This is a genomic window from Mucilaginibacter flavus (assembly GCF_030409315.1).
In the GTDB taxonomy this organism is placed as follows: Bacteria; Bacteroidota; Bacteroidia; order Sphingobacteriales; family Sphingobacteriaceae; genus Mucilaginibacter; species Mucilaginibacter flavus.
Genome location: NZ_JAUFPS010000017.1, coordinates 16,578 through 34,579 on the forward strand (window position 1 = coordinate 16,578; position 18,002 = coordinate 34,579).

Below are 18,002 nucleotides of genomic sequence, written 5' to 3' on the forward strand. Positions count from 1 at the left end.
TTTCTTCAACATTTGTGGCACATCAGGCTCTGTTTTCAAAATACTTTTGTTCAAAAAATGATTGCACGCTTGTGGGTTTTATCATTTTGATGATTTTAAATTATAAGACCAATAAAACTATCAACTGCACTTAACCCATTATGTGAATTTGCACCGATTGCAATAAGGCCCTACACTATCTATGAGTAAAATATCTGAAATGCTAACATCTAAATATTATGAATAAACTCACCCGGTTTACGGGCCTTATAGTCCTATTTACGCTCGCTGTTTTATTGGTAAAGGGTCAGGAAAAAAAGCCTGATTCTTCCTTGTTCTATCAAACAGTAAACACCTACGTGAACCCGGTATTACCTGGCGACCACCCAGACCCCACCTTGCTAAAAGTGGGAGATGATTTTTATCACTGCGGTTCTTCCTTTCACTTTAACCCTTATCTGGCCGTTTATCACTCCAAAGACCTTGTTCATTGGGAGGTAATCAGCAGGGTGCTGCCATCATCAAAAGCCGCCTGGATTAATGACCGGCCGTCAACAGGTATCTGGCAGGGAGCCATAACCTATTTTTATGGCTCTTACTGGATATATTTTTCGGCCGGCGGGCAGTGGTTCTCTAAGACAAATTCTCCTAAAGGGCCTTGGTCTGTTCCTGTACAAGTAAAATCAAATGCCGAAACAGGTGATCTTGGGTATGACAACTCCATTTTTGTAGATGATGACGGAAAGCCTTACATGGTGATAAAAAACGGCCAGAAGGTTAATCGTTTACAGGCATTAGGCACGGACGGGCAATTGACAGATCACGTGATAAATCTCGACTGGGTAAACGCCAGGTTACAGTATAGCTGGGCAGAGGGCCCCGTAATGTGTAAACACAATGGCTATTACTATTACTTTCCGGCCGGCGATGTTACAGGCGGGCAATATGTTTTAAAAGGAAGAACATTAACCGGCGACTCTACAAAATGGGAAAGGCTTGGTGATTTTTTCAAGCCAATCACAGATGATAAGACAGGTTTTCGTCGTCCTAACCATATTTCAGCTCCCGTTCAGTTAGCCGATGGTACCTGGTGGACAATTGGGCAAAGCTATGAGAAATACGATGGCGACGATTGGTCGGGTACCGGACGCCAGACATCTTTATATCCGGTAGTTTGGGAGGGCGACAGGCCATGGGGTATGGCCCCGACTACCATACCTATCCTAAAGCCACACCTGCCACGTGCCGGTATATCATGGACGAGTATAAAAACAGATTATTTTGACGGCAGTGAGTTGAGCCTGAACTGGCATTTTCTTACCAAAAAAGCGTCTGCCTCTTACTCCCTTACCAGCCGTAAGGGATGGATAAGGCTTACGCCCGATTCTAACCGTACCCACCTTGTTCAAAAAGAAACGGACCATTATTATTCCGTAATTACCAAGGTTGACTTGAGTGCAACTAATGATGGTGCTAAAGCCGGCATTTACCTCACTAACGGGAACCAGGCAATAGTGGTTAGGCTTTACAGCGGCTACAAAAATGGCAGCAAAATTGTTTTCAGCATGGATACCGCGAGTAGGAGCGCGCCGAATATCTTCGGCAACGTGGTTTGGCTGAAACTTGAAAGGTATGGCCACGAGTTAACCGGGTTTTATAGTGGCGACGGAAAAACCTGGGGTGCTTTAGGCAGACCAATTAGCGCGGTTAAACTTGATGAAGGTCAACCAAATTTTAATTCGTGGGTAGGGACAAGTGTGGGTTTATTTGCAGAGGGCAAGCCGGCCTATTTTGATTGTTTTATTTGCAAAGATGGGGCTTCGCCGTTGCCGGCAGCAGGGTATCGTAATTACTATGGAACAGCAACTGTAAATAAAGGGAAGTGGAAAACCGTAACCAACACATCCCTGTATGGCGGATGGTTTATGATAGCAGGTGTGGAAATGGGGCGTTCGTCGGCATCCTCCGTTCAGGTAATTGCGTCGTCAAAACGTAAGGGCGCTATTCAAATATGGCTCGATGATCTTCGGGACGATAAATTGATAGCCACAATACCCATAAGCGCTACCGGCACCGATAACTATAAAACATTCAGCAAACCACTTAAAAATGTTACCGGGCAACATGATGTTTTTGTACGGTATTCTGCGGGTGTTCCACAAAGCATCTTTATCAAAAGCATAAGGTTTCCCGGTAAATAAGATAGCTTTTAGATATTAAAAAATAGGGAGAATTTTAAGACAAAATCTTTATAAAACTACAGTGTAAGTATGAAAAAAATAGTGTTATTGTATATAATGGTTGCTTTGCTGCCGGCTTTTGCAAATAGTCAAAGTAAGAAATTTTCAAAAAAAACGCAGGGGAAGGGGGCTTTTGCTTCTGGTATTTATCCCAATGTTTTTCAGGAGGCCGGATATGGCAAAGAGGATATTGACACTAAAGTGGCGAAGGCTTACCATGATGTATTTGAAGGCCCTAATAAGGTTTACTTCGAAGTGGGCGATTCAATGGCCTATGTATCTGATGTGAAAAATCACGATGCCAGAACCGAGGGCCTTTCATATGGTATGATGATCGCTGTGCAGCTTAACAAAAAAGATGTTTTTGACCGCATATGGCGGTGGTCAAAAAAATATGCTCAACACCAGGACGGACCAAGTGAAGGATATTTTGCCTGGAGCATTAATCCCCAAACAATGAAGCGTAATTCAGAAGGCTCCGCATCCGATGGGGAATTATACTATGTTACCGACTTACTTTTTGCCTCTAATCGGTGGGGAAATAACACAGGCATTAATTATTATGGAGAGGCCAGGAGAATATTGGATGCCATGTGGAAAAAAGAGGGTGCCGCGAATGTCCATCCTTTTATAAACATTGCCGCGAAACAAATTTCTTTTGTGCCAGAAGGTGGCGGATATGAATGGACAGATCCATCTTACCATTTGCCGGCATTTTACGAAGTATGGGCGCTTTATGCAAAAGATGGCCATGAACAATTTTACCGGGATTGCGCAGACACCGCAAGGGTGTTTTTACACAGGGCCTGTGACCCCGTTACTGCACTTAACCCCGATAATACCTATTTTAATGGCAAGGCACTCAACTGGGGGCGAATGCAGCCGGCTTTTCGTTTCGACTCCTGGCGGGTACCAATGAATATCGCCATGGATTACGTGTGGTTCGGGAAAGACAAAAAATGGCAGCAAGATTATGCGAAGCGCTTTCAAAACTTTTTAACATCGAAGGGAATAAATGATTTTGAGGATCAGTTTAATACAGATGGATCTACGCCGGCCTTTATTCTTCCGGCAGGAGGAGTAAAAAAGTTAAGGCATTCTTTGGGACTGGTGGCTACCTCCGCTTCGGCATCGCTTATGATAGCCGGCAATACAAAATTCGATTTTATACGTCCTCTTTGGAATGCAAAGCTTGAACCTTATGCAGATGGATATTTCGATCCGTATTATGACGGCTTATTATATTTATTCAGCCTGATGCATCTAAGCGGCAAATACCAGCTTATACAGCCACAAACCAATTGACCAATTCATTTACCTATCAACAATATTAACAATGAACAAACTACAACATACTAAGCGATTTTTGTTTCTAGCATGCGCCTTTATTTTGTTTAACCTGCTTGCTTACTCCCAAAATATAGTTCACCAGGCGCGAGTGGGTTTTGATGTATTTCGTGCGGATATCCCGCATGGTAAAATCGATACTATCACTTATCAATCAAAAACCGTAGGCAATAGCCGTCGCGCGCTTATTTACACACCTCCGGGATATTCTAAAAGTAAAAAATATCCAGTGTTGTATCTTTTGCATGGTATTGGCGGCGATGAAAAAGAATGGTATAACGGTGCCAGCCCCCAGGTGATACTGGATAACTTATATGCCGAAGGTAAAATTGTACCCATGATAGTGGTATTGCCAAACGGCAGGGCTATGAAGGATGATCGCGCGACGGGAAACATTATGGCGCCCGATAAAGTACAGGGTTTTGCCGTTTTTGAAAAAGATTTATTGAACGATCTGATACCATTTATTGATAGCAAATACCGAGTGTATACCGATAAGGACCACAGGGCAGTGGCAGGCCTATCGATGGGCGGCGGGCAATCATTAAATTTTGGTTTGGGAAACCTCGACGTATTTTCATGGGTAGGTGGTTTTTCCTCGGCCCCTAATACAAAAAAGCCCGAAGAGTTAGTTCCCAACCCCGATGCGACAAAAAGTAAGTTAAAGTTACTTTGGATATCATGCGGATCAAGCGATGGGCTAATTGTATTTAGCAAACGTACACATGATTACCTAACAGAGAAAGGCGTGCCGCATATCTATTATATCGAACCCGGAGTACATAATTTTAAAGTTTGGAAAAACGGCCTATATATGTTTTCGCAACTGATTTTTAAGCCGGTAGATGCCTCAACATTTCCCCAATATTCTTATAATGAAATTGGCTTGCCGGCGTCAACCAATATTCCGGGCATAAAGTATCCGCAGATATTTCCGGATAATACAGTTTTCTTTCGAGTGAAGGCCCCGGAGGCAAAAAGTGTTCAAATAGACTTATTGAAAAAATACCCAATGACCAAAGATACCGGGGGATATTGGACGGTAACTACCGACCCGATTGTATTAGGATTTCACTACTATTCCCTGATAATTGACGATGTGGCCGTCGCTGATCCTTCAAGTCAAACTTTTTATGGTATGGGAAGAATGGCAAGTGGTATTGATATTCCTGATCCTGAGGGTGATTTTTATGCCACTAAAGATGTCCCTCACGGCGAGGTGCGCTCAGTGAACTATTACTCAAACATAACCAAGGCGTGGCGGCGAGCAAATGTGTACACACCTCCGGGTTATGATACACAAACCGACAAAAGGTATCCGGTACTTTATTTACAACATGGTTCGGGCGAAGACGAAACCGGCTGGCCCACACAAGGTAAAATGAACTTTATATTGGATAACCTTATTGCCGGGAAACAGGCAACGCCAATGATAGTTGTTATGGATAGGGGATATGCCACAGAACCAACGCAGCCGGTGTCTGCAAACGTTCGTGGAATGAGCATGGCAGGAAATGTTTTTCCGGATGTGCTTGTTAAAGAAATCGTTCCCTTGATTGATGCCAAATTCAGGACGCTTGCCAGCCGCGATCAACGTGCTATGGCAGGGCTTTCAATGGGAGGGTTTCAAACGTTTCAAACCACAATGACAAATCTTGATAAGTTTGCATACATAGGTGGGTTTAGTGGTGCCGGGGTTATACAGCCAAATACCGATATAACCAAAATGTATAACGGTGTATTTGCTGACGCAGCTGGTTTTAACGAAAAAGTTAAAGTACTTTATTTAAGTGTTGGCACCACCGAGCAGGAAAGAATGCAAACCATGGTGAAAGACTTTCACGAGGCACTTGAAAAAGCAGGCATTAAACATGTGTATTACCAATCGCCAGGTACGGCCCACGAGTGGCAATCATGGAGACGCTCCTTAAATCAGTTTGCAAGCCTGATATTCAAGAATTAAGGTATATCGTGAAAATGATACTTAGATGCATAACGCTGATATTCCTGACATTGGTTAGCTTGAAAAGTTTTTCGCAGGATAAGAAATTTTACATATTTATATGCTTTGGCCAGTCAAATATGGAAGGTAATGCGAAAATTGAAGCCCGGGATACTACAGCTGTTGATAGCAGGTTTCAGGTGTTGCAGGCCGTTGATTGTGAGGCCAGGGGTCGGATAAAGGATAATTGGTACACAGCAGTGCCGCCATTGGTGCGGTGCACAACAGGCTTAACCCCTGCAGATTATTTCGGCCGGACTTTGGTGGCTAACCTTCCCGCAAATATAAAGGTGGGCATCGTAAATGTTTCTGTTGCCGGTGCTAAAATCGAAGTTTTTGAAAAGGATAGCTATGAATTATACCTTGCAACAGCCCCGGGCTGGATGAAAAGCATAGTTGCCGAATATGATGGAAATCCATACGCGAGATTAATAGCACTGGCTAAATTAGCTCAACAATCCGGCGTAATTAAAGGTATTTTGTTACACCAGGGAGAGTCAAATCCTAATGATACCCTATGGACAAAAAAAGTAAAAGAAATTTATGATAATCTGATCAGGGATTTAAAACTGAAGCCTAAAAAGGTGCCTTTACTTGCAGGTGAGTTGGTAAATGCCGACCAGGGTGGTGCTTGTGCTGCGATGAATCAGATTATTGCCACCTTACCTCAAACAGTTGCTAATTCATACGTTGTTTCTTCGGCTGGTTGCACCTGTTCGCCCGATCACCTGCATTTTACAGCCGAAGGATACAGATTATTAGGCAAACGCTATGGCCTGCAGATGCTTTCGCTGTTGGGTTACAAGCTTAAAGAAAACATTAGCCATTGACCGCTTTAAGATATACCTGGGCTGTATAGACCAATCAACACACTATCACATAAAATTATAGCGACCTGCTGCAGTTGTGAACGTGATAATAGTTAATATGCGGTTAAAACATGTATACCATTGAAACAGACAATGCAATTGAAGATAATAAGGCTTTTCAAATGGGAGTTGCCGAAAGAGGGACTAAAAATTTATACAGATGTTATACGAATAGAAACAAACCTTGTATTTGCAGTTATCGTCGCTTTTTATCTTTACTATTCGTTTTTCAACAAGGGCTGTTAGATACAATATTACATTAGTTTTTGTTCCGCTTTACGGATAAAGCTTGTAATTATATCTGATAGCCTTACATAGATTTAGGAATATAAACCCTTATCGTTTTTTTACCAAATTATCATGTTATCACGATTTGCAAAAATAACCATGTTTTTTGCTGTAGCAGCTGGTGGTTTAATAATATCATGTAAACCACATTCTCCCATGAAAATGGCAGATTTGCTGCAACAGCTAAAAAAACGGAATTATAATTCTCAAAACATCTTTAGCTCAGATGCCCGGCTGGCCTCCTGCGATTCGCTGTTAAAGGTTGATTCGCCAAACTATAATGCCCAATTGCTGTCAAAAAAGGCCTTATTTGAATTACAGGAAGGGCATGAACAACAGGCTGTTGATATATATACAAAAATTTCAAGGCTGCCCAGGTATATGAACCCCATCAACGTTATGCCCGATCAGGCTGTAGCGTTTATGCGTTTAGGTGAACGTGCCAATTGCATGCTTGGCCATAACGGATCATCCTGTATATTTCCGATCAAAGGAGCGGGTATACACCAGGTTCAAACAGGATCGCAGCAGGCAATTGAAACACTGGAAAATGTTTTGAAAAGTAATGCGCACGATGCCCAGTCCCGGTGGCTGTTAAATATAGCTTATATGACATTAGGTCGGTACCCGGCGCAAGTTCCTGCCCAATATTTAATCCCTGATTTAAATGCCGACGACGGGCCGTACAAAGTGAAGCCATTTACAGATGTAGCAGCAAATGTTGGTATTAAGCTGAATAGCAGGGCGGGCGGTTCGATAGCCGATGATTTTGACGGTGACGGTTACATAGATGTCATTACCTCCGGGATGGACCTGCAGGATCATATGCATTTTTTTCACAACAATGGCAACGGTACTTTTAGTGATCGCACCATTCAAAGTGGCTTACAAGATGAGGTAGGCGGTTTAAATATTGAACAAACCGACTATAACAACGATGGACATCCCGATATTTTTGTAATGCGGGGAGGCTGGCTTCGAGATGGTTTTGGCAATCAGCCAAGTTCGTTGCTTAAAAACAACGGCAACGGCACCTTTACCGACGTTACCATCGCGGCCGGTCTTAAATTTATGCATCCTACGCAAACTGCCGTGTGGGCCGATTTTAATAATGATGGCTGGCTTGATGTTTTTATCGGGATGGAAAGCCATGGAGGAACCGATCCTAATAATAACCATCCATCGGCACTCTATATGAATAATCATGATGGCACCTTTAAAGAAATGGCTCAAAAAGCCCATTGCCGCATTAACGATTTTGTAAAGGGCGTAACGTCTGCCGATTACAATAATGACGGCTGGCCGGACATATTTGTATCTACCATGAGCGGAAGGAAATATTTGCTGAAGAATAAGGGTAAAGGAGGGAAGAATGTAGATTTTGAAGATGTTACCAACAAAGCAGGTATCAATATTACCCAAAATACATTTACCACCTGGTTTTATGATTATAATAATGACGGATGGCCTGATATTTTGATTGGTAGTTACAATTTTACCACAACACTGGGTTATTATGCCGCGTTGGAGGCTTTAGGGACTCCGGTGGCAGACAATGGCAATATTTTTCTTTTTAAAAACAACCGAGACGGCACATTTACAAATGTAACCCGTGATGCAGGGTTAAACAAAGTAGTTTTTAGCATGGGAGGTAATTTTGGTGATATTGATAATGACGGCTACCCCGATATTTATTTTGGAACCGGCAACCCTGATTTTGGATCGCTTATACCCAATAAACTTTTCAGAAATATAGGCGGTAAAAAATTTGCCGATGTAACCAGTTCGTCACGTACCGGCAATTTGCAGAAAGGCCATGGCGTTTCGTTTGCCGATTTTAGGAATAATGGCCTACAGGATATTTTCATAGAAATGGGCGGGGCGTACACGGGAGATGCTTACCCAAGCGCGTTATATCTTAATCCGGGCCAGAATAATAATAACTGGATAGGCTTAAAACTGGTTGGTAAAAAGTCAAATAGGTCGGCAATAGGATCGCGTATCAAGGTAACCCTTACAGAAAAGGGTTTACAAAGAAGCGTTTTTAAAGATGTAAACTCCGGCGGAAGCTTTGGTTCCTCGCCGCTAAGGCAGGAAATAGGGATAGGGCAGGCCGGTATTATTGATGATATCGAGATCCGATGGGCGGGGAGTGGTACAGTGCAGCATATTCAAAAAATAAAACCTAACCAGTTCCTGGAAATAACGGAAGATGGCAAGGTAACGCCACTTAATTTGAAGATACTTAAATTTAATACCAGCACGCGGCCGATCTCAATGCCCATGGCTAATATGTAGAAGGCAAATCTAAATTATTGTACACCATAGTATGATAATTTAAATTTGCACTTATAGACCTCATTTTAAGAACAGCCAATAAATTATTATTCAACAAAGATATTTAAGCTAAAATTTGATAAGCCTGGTTATCCCTGAATTATTTTTTATTGATACCTGTGCTATCTTATCATTGATGAGGATGAACCGGGAGGATTGGGAAAGAAACGAGCTACCATAGTAAAATTCCTGTTTGGTATGGCTGCCGTTTTTATAAGTAATAACGGCGCTTTGATCTGTATCATCTATTTTTAACATAGATGCGTTTGTATTTAATTGGAAAATTTGTAGAGGCCCTAAGTGTTCACTTGCTGCCATCAAATAATTATTAGCAGCCCCTCTTAATTTTACAAGAGCTTTCCCGTCGCCGGGTAAATATATCCCGCTGCGGGCAACTGATAAAGGCGCAAATCCACCTTTGCCGTTACCTTTTAACAATAGTCCATTTAAAGCATCATATCTTCCGATAGAAACATCGGTGCCAAAATCATTCCCATTAATCAATAAATCCAGATTGCCATCCGCATCAAAATCGTCGGCCACCATCCCATTTAATGCTGAAACTTGTGCCTCAACGGGTAAGGGAATCATCGTGAACTTACCTTCGCCATCGTTTCTGAAATAGCAGGACCTCAACTCAGTGGCCTTAAGGCGCAGCGCGTTTTTCATTTGGTCGGCATTCAATATATCCTGCATGGTAGCCTCCGCGTACGAATGATAGTTGGTGAATTTTACCCGCAAGCTAATCATCTGCTTAAAAGCATCATCCCTTACATTTGCGGGGTATTCCCGTTGAAGACCGTCTTTACCCGGAAGAAATAATGATGGAAAAGCGTCGAACCTGTTCCTTTTATCAAAATCATTCGCGGTTATAAAAGTCGGGAACTCGTCGCTCGCCCGGTAAAGGGTGTTCAACCCAACGTTTCCAACTATATAATCTGTTCTGCCTGTATGCCTGAAATCACCTGCAATTATGGAGTTCCACCATCCTGTTTTATTGCCAACACCACTTTTTGCTGTAATATTTACAAACCTTCCACCTGTGTTTTTTAAGAAAGTCAGCGGCATCCATTCTCCTGCCAATATCAGGTCTGTTTTACCATCGTTGTCAAAGTCGCTGAAAATGGCATCGCAAACCAACCCAATCTTTTTTAGGTCGGGAGCAACTTCATTGGTCACATCGGTGAATTTTATCTTTCCGTTTTTGGAGTCATTTCTTAAAATATAGCTATTTACCGGTTCAGGGTATCTCCATGCTTCTACCCGCCCCGAAATAAACAGATCTAATTTGCCGTCGTTATTGTAATCAAAGGCCCTTACACATAACTTGCTTTTTAAACATACCGGTAAGGCATCTTTTGCAAGCGTGAAACGGCCTTTGCCATCATTAATATACAAGCGGTCCTGGTAAGTTGGGTCATTTGCCGGTGCTTTATAACCGCTGCCGGTAATTAGTACATCCGGAAATTTATCGCCGTTTGAATCAAAAATGAGAATTCCCCCGTCAAGATAGGGGTGGTCATATTTCTTTTCGTCTAAAAGGTTTCGTTGTATAAAAGTGCCGTTCTTTTGTTGAAAAAAGATCTGTGCCGGCTCGGTCAAATTACCACCAACAACAATGTCATCCAAACCATCACCGTTCATATCGCCGACTGACAGCGCCGGATTATATGCTGAAAGCTTATGTGGCAAAAGTTTTTGGATATTAAAGTCTGTATAATCCGTATCGCGGTGAATGTATTTAACCGCGCTTTTGGTTGTAATATTAGTAAATAACGGAGCTTTTAGTTGTACAGGATTTGCCCATGTATAGGTTTGATGAGCGTTATCAACATTTGCAGTTAAAGTTTGATCTGCATTTACATTTAAAAATGTTTGCCTGTATTTGTTTGGCCATTTAACAACCACCGAGTCTATGGTTTTGCAGGTACCTAACCCAAAATGTGCTATTGGCTGAATGCTGGTAAGATATCCCCTGTAAGGATTGTTCTCATAAACCTGGTGTAAACCGTGTTGGTAATATATATCCACAAAAGTTCCGATCCCCTCGTGGTTTTGAGGGGGGCCTTCAAACTTTACTGTAAGATAATGGTGCACATTTTCTTTATTTTCTGCAGCAGTATTTTTATAAATCAGCGCTTCGTCATTGATATTATTAATTACAAGGTCTAACGCACCGTCATTATTCAGATCGACATATACAGCACCATTCGAAAAGGAGGGAATACCCAGGCCCCAATCCATGCTCACGTCGTTAAATTCTAAACCGCCATGGTTGCGAAACGCGTAATTGTGAATTTTGACCGACGGTATCTGCTTCAGAACTTCCTTTTTTGGTGTTATCATGAATGCATTGGATCTGTAAGCGATGAAATCGTGATCCGTAACATCGCGGGGATAACCGTTGGTAACAATAATATCGCGGTAACCGTCATTGTCAAAATCGGTTACCATTGGTGTCCAGCTCCAATCTGTTTGTGCCACACCACTTAAAAAGCCAATTTCGCTAAAAGCCGGGTGCCCTAATTGGTTATTTTCTCCAACAGAGGGGCCTTGATTTAGCTGAAGCGTATTTCGAACATATTGATATTGATAACCATAATGGTCAAAATTTTGAATAGTATTATAGCTGCTTGGTCCCGACATTATTTTTTTTCGGTAATTATCAGCCGGATTCATATCCAGCTCAAATATATCGGCCAGTCCGTCGTTATTGATGTCCTCGATATCCTGCCCCATGGCATTGAAGGAGGTATGCTTAAAATACTCCTTAGATTTGTCGGTAAAAGTGCCGTCGTGATTGTTAATATACAGTATATTATTCGACAGAAAATCGTTTGTAACGTATATGTCTTTCCATCCATCAAGGTTAATATCAGCGATAGTGGCAGCATGTCCATATCCCTCTATTTTGATGCCTGCCGCTAATGATACATCTTTAAATACCGGGTGTTTAAGTTTAGGGTCCCAATCGTTCCGATACAATCGCCCCATGCTTCTGCCCGTACCAGTGATATTAATGGGCCTGAATTGGTTGGGAAATTCGGCGGGGTTTGGCTCATTTACGGTTAAATACATGTCAAGATCGCCGTCATTATCATAATCAAAAAAGCTGGCCATGGTAGAGAACAATTGACTATCAAGGCCGTATTCTTTCGCTTCCTCCTTAAATACAGGCACACCGTTTTTATTAAGCCCCTGGTTTATATATAGTAGATTTTGCCTCTTTTGGGGATCATTTGCAAATGAGTTACATACATATATATCGGGCAAACCATCGTTATTGATATCAATAACGGATACGCCCTTTCCCCAGCGTCCTTTGCCATTTACTCCAGCCTGGCTGGTAACATCTTCAAACTTGAAATTACCTTTGTTAAGATATAGCTTATTAGGCACCATGTTGCCCGTAAAATAAATATCCGGCAGGCCATCGTTATTAAAATCACCTATGCCAACGCCTCCACCGTTATATACTGTAGCATTATCTATAGGATTAATCGAATCATTTTCTGTAATCAGGTTATTGAACATAACGCCGGAAGCTGAGGATGGTATTTGCTCAAATAGCGAATGTTTTTTACAGGAAGAAAATAGTATGACTACAGTAAAACCAATAAGGAGCCTTTTCATAATTTAACATAAATATATAGAAAAGCAGGCGACCAACAGGTCGCCTGCTTTTCAAATGGGTATAATAAATTAATAGCCGGGATTTTGATGCCCCGAAACAAGAGGGTTATTATCTAACTCGGCTTGAGGTATAGGTAATAACTCGTCTCTGTTGGCGTGAAAACCAGCAATCGGCTCGGTAGTGAAATACCCTTTTTTGCGCCATCTCAAAATGTCAATGTTGCGTACTTCTTCATCACCTAATTCAACCATTTTTTCGTGCATAATGGCTTTAACCACATCGCTTTTGGATGCAACAGGGAATTGAGCTGTTGGATAAGGAGGCATAGCCACATCTGGCCTTGCGCGCACCATGTTAAGGTAAGCTATAGCTCCCGCTATGTCACCGGTTTCATTAGCACATTCGGCAAGGTCAAGTAAAACCTCCGAATAGCGAATAATACGCTGGTTGTTACCGCCCGGATGGAACCCTGCAGTAGATGCACTTTCCTGGTATATAATCATAAATTTGCGCCAGCTAATCTTTTTGGTAACACCGTTCAATACCGAAGAATTTCCATTTTGATCGGCATCAGTCAAAGTGCTTTGACCATTGTTATAAACGTCGCCGGTTTGATAAACGCTATATGAAAAACGTGGATCTGTTTTTGCCGCACCCGTAGCTGTACTTTCAAATTCATTCAAATATTTATTTGATGGGATAAGGTTTCGCCATGCAACAGGGCAATATTCCTGATTTCTAACTGTTGACTGGTCCTCAGTGGCACTTTCACCGCCCCAGTTGTAACCATTAGTTCCTTTATCTACAAACACAACTTCAAAAATTGATTCTTTGTTAAATTCGGTGGCTAACTCAAAATTATCAAGATAACGGGCGGTTAATGAATAGCCATCGGCCCCGCTGGTAGGTATCTTAAGAAACGCGGCTTTAGCATCGGCATAATTGCCTTGTTGCATTAATACCCTGCCAAGCATTGCATAGGCGGCAGATGCAGTGGCCCGTCCCTTGTCAGTAGCTGATTTTCCGGGCAACACTGCCGCGGCATCTGTAAGGTCCTTAATTATCTGCGCATAAACGGCGGCAACATCGGCCCGTGGTTTAAAATCTGTAACGGTTTTAGGAACGGATGTTACCAGCGGTACCCCGCCCCACATGCTAACCAGGTCGAAATAGGCCCAGGCCCGTAGAAATTTTGCCTCGCCTACGGATTCTTTGGCATCAGCAGCATTGTCGGTAACATTTGGCGCGTTATCTGTTACCACATTTGCGCGGAAAATTACCGTATACCAGCCATTCCAAACAGAATTCATCACCGAGTTGGTAGGATCGTCGGTATTGTTAATCAATTGAAGCCTTGGCGCTTCCAATTGGCCGCCGCCAGGTGCTACTTCGTCGCTCCTGGTATCGTGCAGGTAATACCACTCCCTGGATACAAGGTTGTTTTGATGCATAACCGCGTAAATGGCGTTAACCGCCGATTTTAGTTGTGCTGCTGTTTTATAATAGTTGCCCGTGGTAAGGTTATTAGGGTCAGACGTGTTTAACGCTGTTTTTTTACAGGACAATACGATCACCGTTATCGTTAGTAAGATAATGGTTGACAATAAATAAATTTTTCTATGTTTCATAATATATCAATTTAATGATTGTTAAAATGTTGCCTGTAAACCCACCTGGAACACTCTTGCCGAAGGATATTGACCATAGTCTATACCATTTGTAAGCGTTCCGTTTTTTGAACCAACCTCTGGATCAAGCCCGGTGTACTTTGTAATAGTGAACAGGTTTGTTGATGATAAATAAATCCTCACTTTGCTTACCAGGTTGTTAGTGGATGTTTTAAGCCATGGCATTGGCAAATTGTAGCCTAACTGAAGGTTTTTAAGGCGCAGGTAGGAGCCGCTCTCCACCCAGCGTGTTGAAGGCCTTACGTTTGAGTTAGGGTCTCCTGAAATAGCTCTCGGGATATTGGTGTTGGTATTGCTGGGAGTCCAGGCTTTTAGCACATTAACGTCTGAGTTAAATAACCTCGACATGCCTTCGGCTATAATTCTTTCGGCGTTAAATATTTTATTGCCATATACTCCCTGGAAAAATAAAGCAACGTCGAAATTCTTGTAACTGGCAGAATAATTTAATGAATAAGTGAATTTAGGTAGGTAACTGCCCAGGTTAACCCTGTCGTTGGCATCAATTACGCCATCATGATTAATATCCTTGAATTTTAAATCACCTGGCGCTGCACCTGTTTGGGTAGCATGACTGCTTACATCTGTAGCATTTTGGAATATACCTTCTACTACATAGCCGTAGAAGTACTGGATAGGTTGACCAACCGTAGTGTTGGTAAGTGGACCACCACCACCAAAATCTGCGTCACCGCCGGCTGTAATGCTACCGTTTGCGGCTCCTGTTAATGAGGTAACTTTATTTCGGGTTAAACCAAATACAGCCGTTATATCATATTTAAAGTCGCTGTTTGTTTTATGGTAACCTGCAGTCAATTCAATACCGGTGTTTTGCATCGCACCAACGTTAGCAAGCGGGGCGCCAACACCAAAGCTTGGTGGGGAAGGTACAGTTAAGATAAGATTTTGGGTTTTTCTTTTATAAACCTCGGCCGATAGCGTAATCGCGTTTTGAAATAAGCCCAGGTCAAAACCAATGTTTGTTGATTTGGTTATTTCCCAATGAAGAAAATAATTACTTAGCGAACTGTAGAAAGATCCGTTGCCAGAGTTATTACCCGTTGCCAGGTTGTCAAACGGATATGTTGTGCCGCCCGCAGAAACATTGGAAACATAAGGGTAATTTCCCAATACAGTTCCGTTTATACCGGTAACGCCATAGCCGGCCCGTATTTTTAGCTCACTTACTGATTTAAGATCCTTCATGAAGCTTTCCTGGTCAACCTTCCAGCCAATTGAGGCGGCAGGGAAGTTTTGATATTTGTGACCCGGGGCCCAAACAGACAAGCCATCGCGGCGTATTGAACCGGAAATTAAATATTTGCCCTCAAAATCATATCCCACACGACCCACTAATGATTGCAGAACATTAGTACCATAAGTGTAATTGGTAGTAGTGTTTGTAGCGTTGTTTAAGGTGCGTATAGTGTTGTTATTTTGATTACCAAAAGAGTTTTGACTGTCGCCGCGGTTGGTTTGCACTTCATAAACTGCCAAAGCCGATACATGGTGTTTGCTGGCGAAAGTGTGGTCGAAAGTTAATTGTTGTGTGTAAAGGGTTGTAGTGCCCGAGCCTGTATTTTCGGTTATTGAAGCAATTGGGGCACTTGAAGTACCACCATCATTATATATAGGGGTATATTGTTCCTGCCTGTTTGTTCCGTAATCAAGTCCGTAAGTAGAATTGAATTTGAGCCAGGGTGTAAACTTTACTGTTAAATAAGCATTGCCGCGTATTCCAACACCGTAATTACGGTTTTCGTTAATTAGCGCCTGTTCAATCGGATTTACCGGGTCGGCACCATCAAAACTGCTTTGAGGGCCAAAATAACCGCCCTGGTTGTTTGGATTGTAAACAGGAATATATGGCTGCATTCTTATCACATTGGTAATTGGCGTTCTGTTGCCCGGGGGAATACCGAAACGTTGGCGGGTTGACGAAACATTAAATGTTTCTCCGATTGTGATAAACTTGTTTAGGTTGTGATCAGAATTGATCCGGTAACTTTTACGGCTAAAGCTTGTTCCTACAGTAATACCATCCTGATCAAAGTAGCTGGCTGATGTAAATATGCGTGAATTCTCATTTCCGCCGCTTAATGAAACCGCATGCTGTTGCACAGGCCCTTTTTTGAAGTAGGCACTTTGCCAGTCGGTGTTAGTTTGGGCGAAGGTTTGCGAAGAACCCGCGTAGATAGGCTGATTAAAATTTGCCGGTTGTAAGCGCGGTGGTATGCCAATACCCGCGGCTCCGTTTAAAGCCCTTTCATATTGTACATATTGATTGGTATTGAGTAGATCATACCTTTTGGTAGCTTCCTGAAATCCTGCGTACGAATCAAAGCTCAACGCGACTTTACCACCAGAACCCTTTTTGGTTGTGATGATGATAACGCCGTTAGTTGCTCTTGAACCATAGATTGCCGCTGCACTTGCATCCTTGAGTACATCAACAGATTGTATATCTCTGGGGTCGAGACTGCCGATGGAGCCCGGAAAACCATCTATAATATACAATGGGTCGCCTCCATAACCGATAGAGCTTACACCGCGTATCTGTACAATTGGCGCTGTACCCGGCGAACCATTGTTGGTAACAGTTAAGCCGGCCACGCGCCCCTGCAAGGCCTGATCGACACCGCCAACCGGTAAAGCTGACAATGTTTTACCGCTTACTGATGAAACAGCACCGGTTACGTTGGCACGCTTTTGCGTTCCGTAACCCACAACTACTACCTCATTTAAAGATTTGGAATCGCTGCTCATCGATACGTTAACAACAGATTTACCTGAAACAGGTACTTCTTTTGAAACGTAGCCTATAAAAGTAAAAACAAGAACCGACTGATCATTAGGTACCTCAATGCGGAAAGCGCCGTTGACATCGGTTCCTACCGCGGTAGTTGTGCCTTTTAATGTAACAGTTACACCAGGTAGTCCGATGCCGTTCTCATCTGTTACTTTACCTGTTATAACCTTACTGGCCTCTGAGTTGATCACATCAGAATTTGTATGCTGCAAATGGGTAAGGTCATTAGCCGCAAACACGCAGTTTATAATAGTAGTACTTATAAATACTATTATAACCGTCATTTTCATGAAAGTGCTTAGTAAATATTTTTTTTTCATATTTTGGTTTATTAATTGAAAATATTGGTTTGGAAATTGGTAAGACTCACCGTTTATTTGGGAATAAGGCCTTTGCATCAGTTAGTTGTTAGGGTATGAATGAATTGAACTCATCCATAATTATTAACAATGCCTTATCAGAAGGACTTTACTTATTAAAAAGCGGTTTACTTAAATTGGCTGCTTAACCGGTAGCCTCTAACAGCATTGAATTTATTGGTTATTGAATCCGTGATATGGATACCGGTATAGTTCACTGCGGGTCACAAACTGTGGCCGGCAAAACAAGGTCTTAAGGTTTATTCTCTCATAAATATAGCTTATAAAAGGTTTGCAATCGATTGTAGAAGCAGACCAGTTTGTGCTTTTCCTGGATACAAGTAAACTATAGTAAACAGGTCGACCAAGTTTTAAAACTTAAATCTGAATTTTGATAAAACTCGCCGGTCGGCTTTATTGGTTTATAATGCAACAGCTATCTGATCATAA

8 protein-coding genes are annotated in these 18,002 nt (G+C 42.2%); 5 read left to right on the forward strand and 3 right to left on the reverse strand.

Translation table 11 applies throughout. The features are described from left to right. Positions 1-218: 218 nt before the first annotated feature. The 5 genes from QWZ17_RS05670 to QWZ17_RS05690 all read left to right on the forward strand — a co-directional run bounded on the left by QWZ17_RS05670 (position 219) and on the right by QWZ17_RS05690 (position 9,023). Positions 219-2,180, forward strand: coding sequence for a family 43 glycosylhydrolase (locus QWZ17_RS05670; RefSeq protein ID WP_290304060.1), 1,962 nt, complete (start codon positions 219-221; stop codon positions 2,178-2,180). 69 nt (positions 2,181-2,249) lie between these two features. Beyond that, entirely contained in the window at positions 2,250-3,524 is a 1,275-nt protein-coding gene (locus QWZ17_RS05675) for a family 8 glycosyl hydrolase (protein WP_290304061.1), read from the forward strand. 31 nt (positions 3,525-3,555) lie between these two features. Further along, a complete protein-coding gene (locus QWZ17_RS05680; protein WP_290304062.1) occupies positions 3,556-5,529 on the forward strand; it encodes an alpha/beta hydrolase-fold protein in 1,974 nt (657 codons plus the stop codon). A gap of 14 nt (positions 5,530-5,543) precedes the next feature. Beyond that, a complete protein-coding gene (locus QWZ17_RS05685) occupies positions 5,544-6,398 on the forward strand; it encodes a sialate O-acetylesterase (protein ID WP_290304063.1) in 855 nt (284 codons plus the stop codon). 483 nt (positions 6,399-6,881) lie between these two features. Continuing rightward, positions 6,882-9,023, forward strand: a complete 2,142-nt coding sequence (locus QWZ17_RS05690) for a CRTAC1 family protein (protein WP_290304064.1) — start codon at positions 6,882-6,884, stop codon at positions 9,021-9,023. Between the two features lie 108 nt (positions 9,024-9,131). On the opposite strand, the gene QWZ17_RS05695 is transcribed toward QWZ17_RS05690, so the two are convergent. From QWZ17_RS05695 to QWZ17_RS05705, 3 genes are all read right to left on the reverse strand, one after another. Then, complete coding sequence (locus QWZ17_RS05695; RefSeq protein WP_290304065.1) at positions 9,132-12,695, reverse strand: VCBS repeat-containing protein; 3,564 nt, start codon at positions 12,693-12,695, stop codon at positions 9,132-9,134. Between the two features lie 69 nt (positions 12,696-12,764). Next, positions 12,765-14,324 carry a RagB/SusD family nutrient uptake outer membrane protein gene (locus QWZ17_RS05700; protein WP_290304066.1) on the reverse strand — a complete coding sequence of 520 codons (1,560 nt, stop codon included), beginning with the start codon at positions 14,322-14,324 and terminating at the stop codon, positions 12,765-12,767. Positions 14,325-14,345: 21 nt separating this feature from the next. Further along, positions 14,346-17,513, reverse strand: coding sequence for a SusC/RagA family TonB-linked outer membrane protein (locus QWZ17_RS05705; RefSeq protein WP_290304067.1), 3,168 nt, complete (start codon positions 17,511-17,513; stop codon positions 14,346-14,348). Between the last annotated feature and the right edge of the window lie 489 nt (positions 17,514-18,002).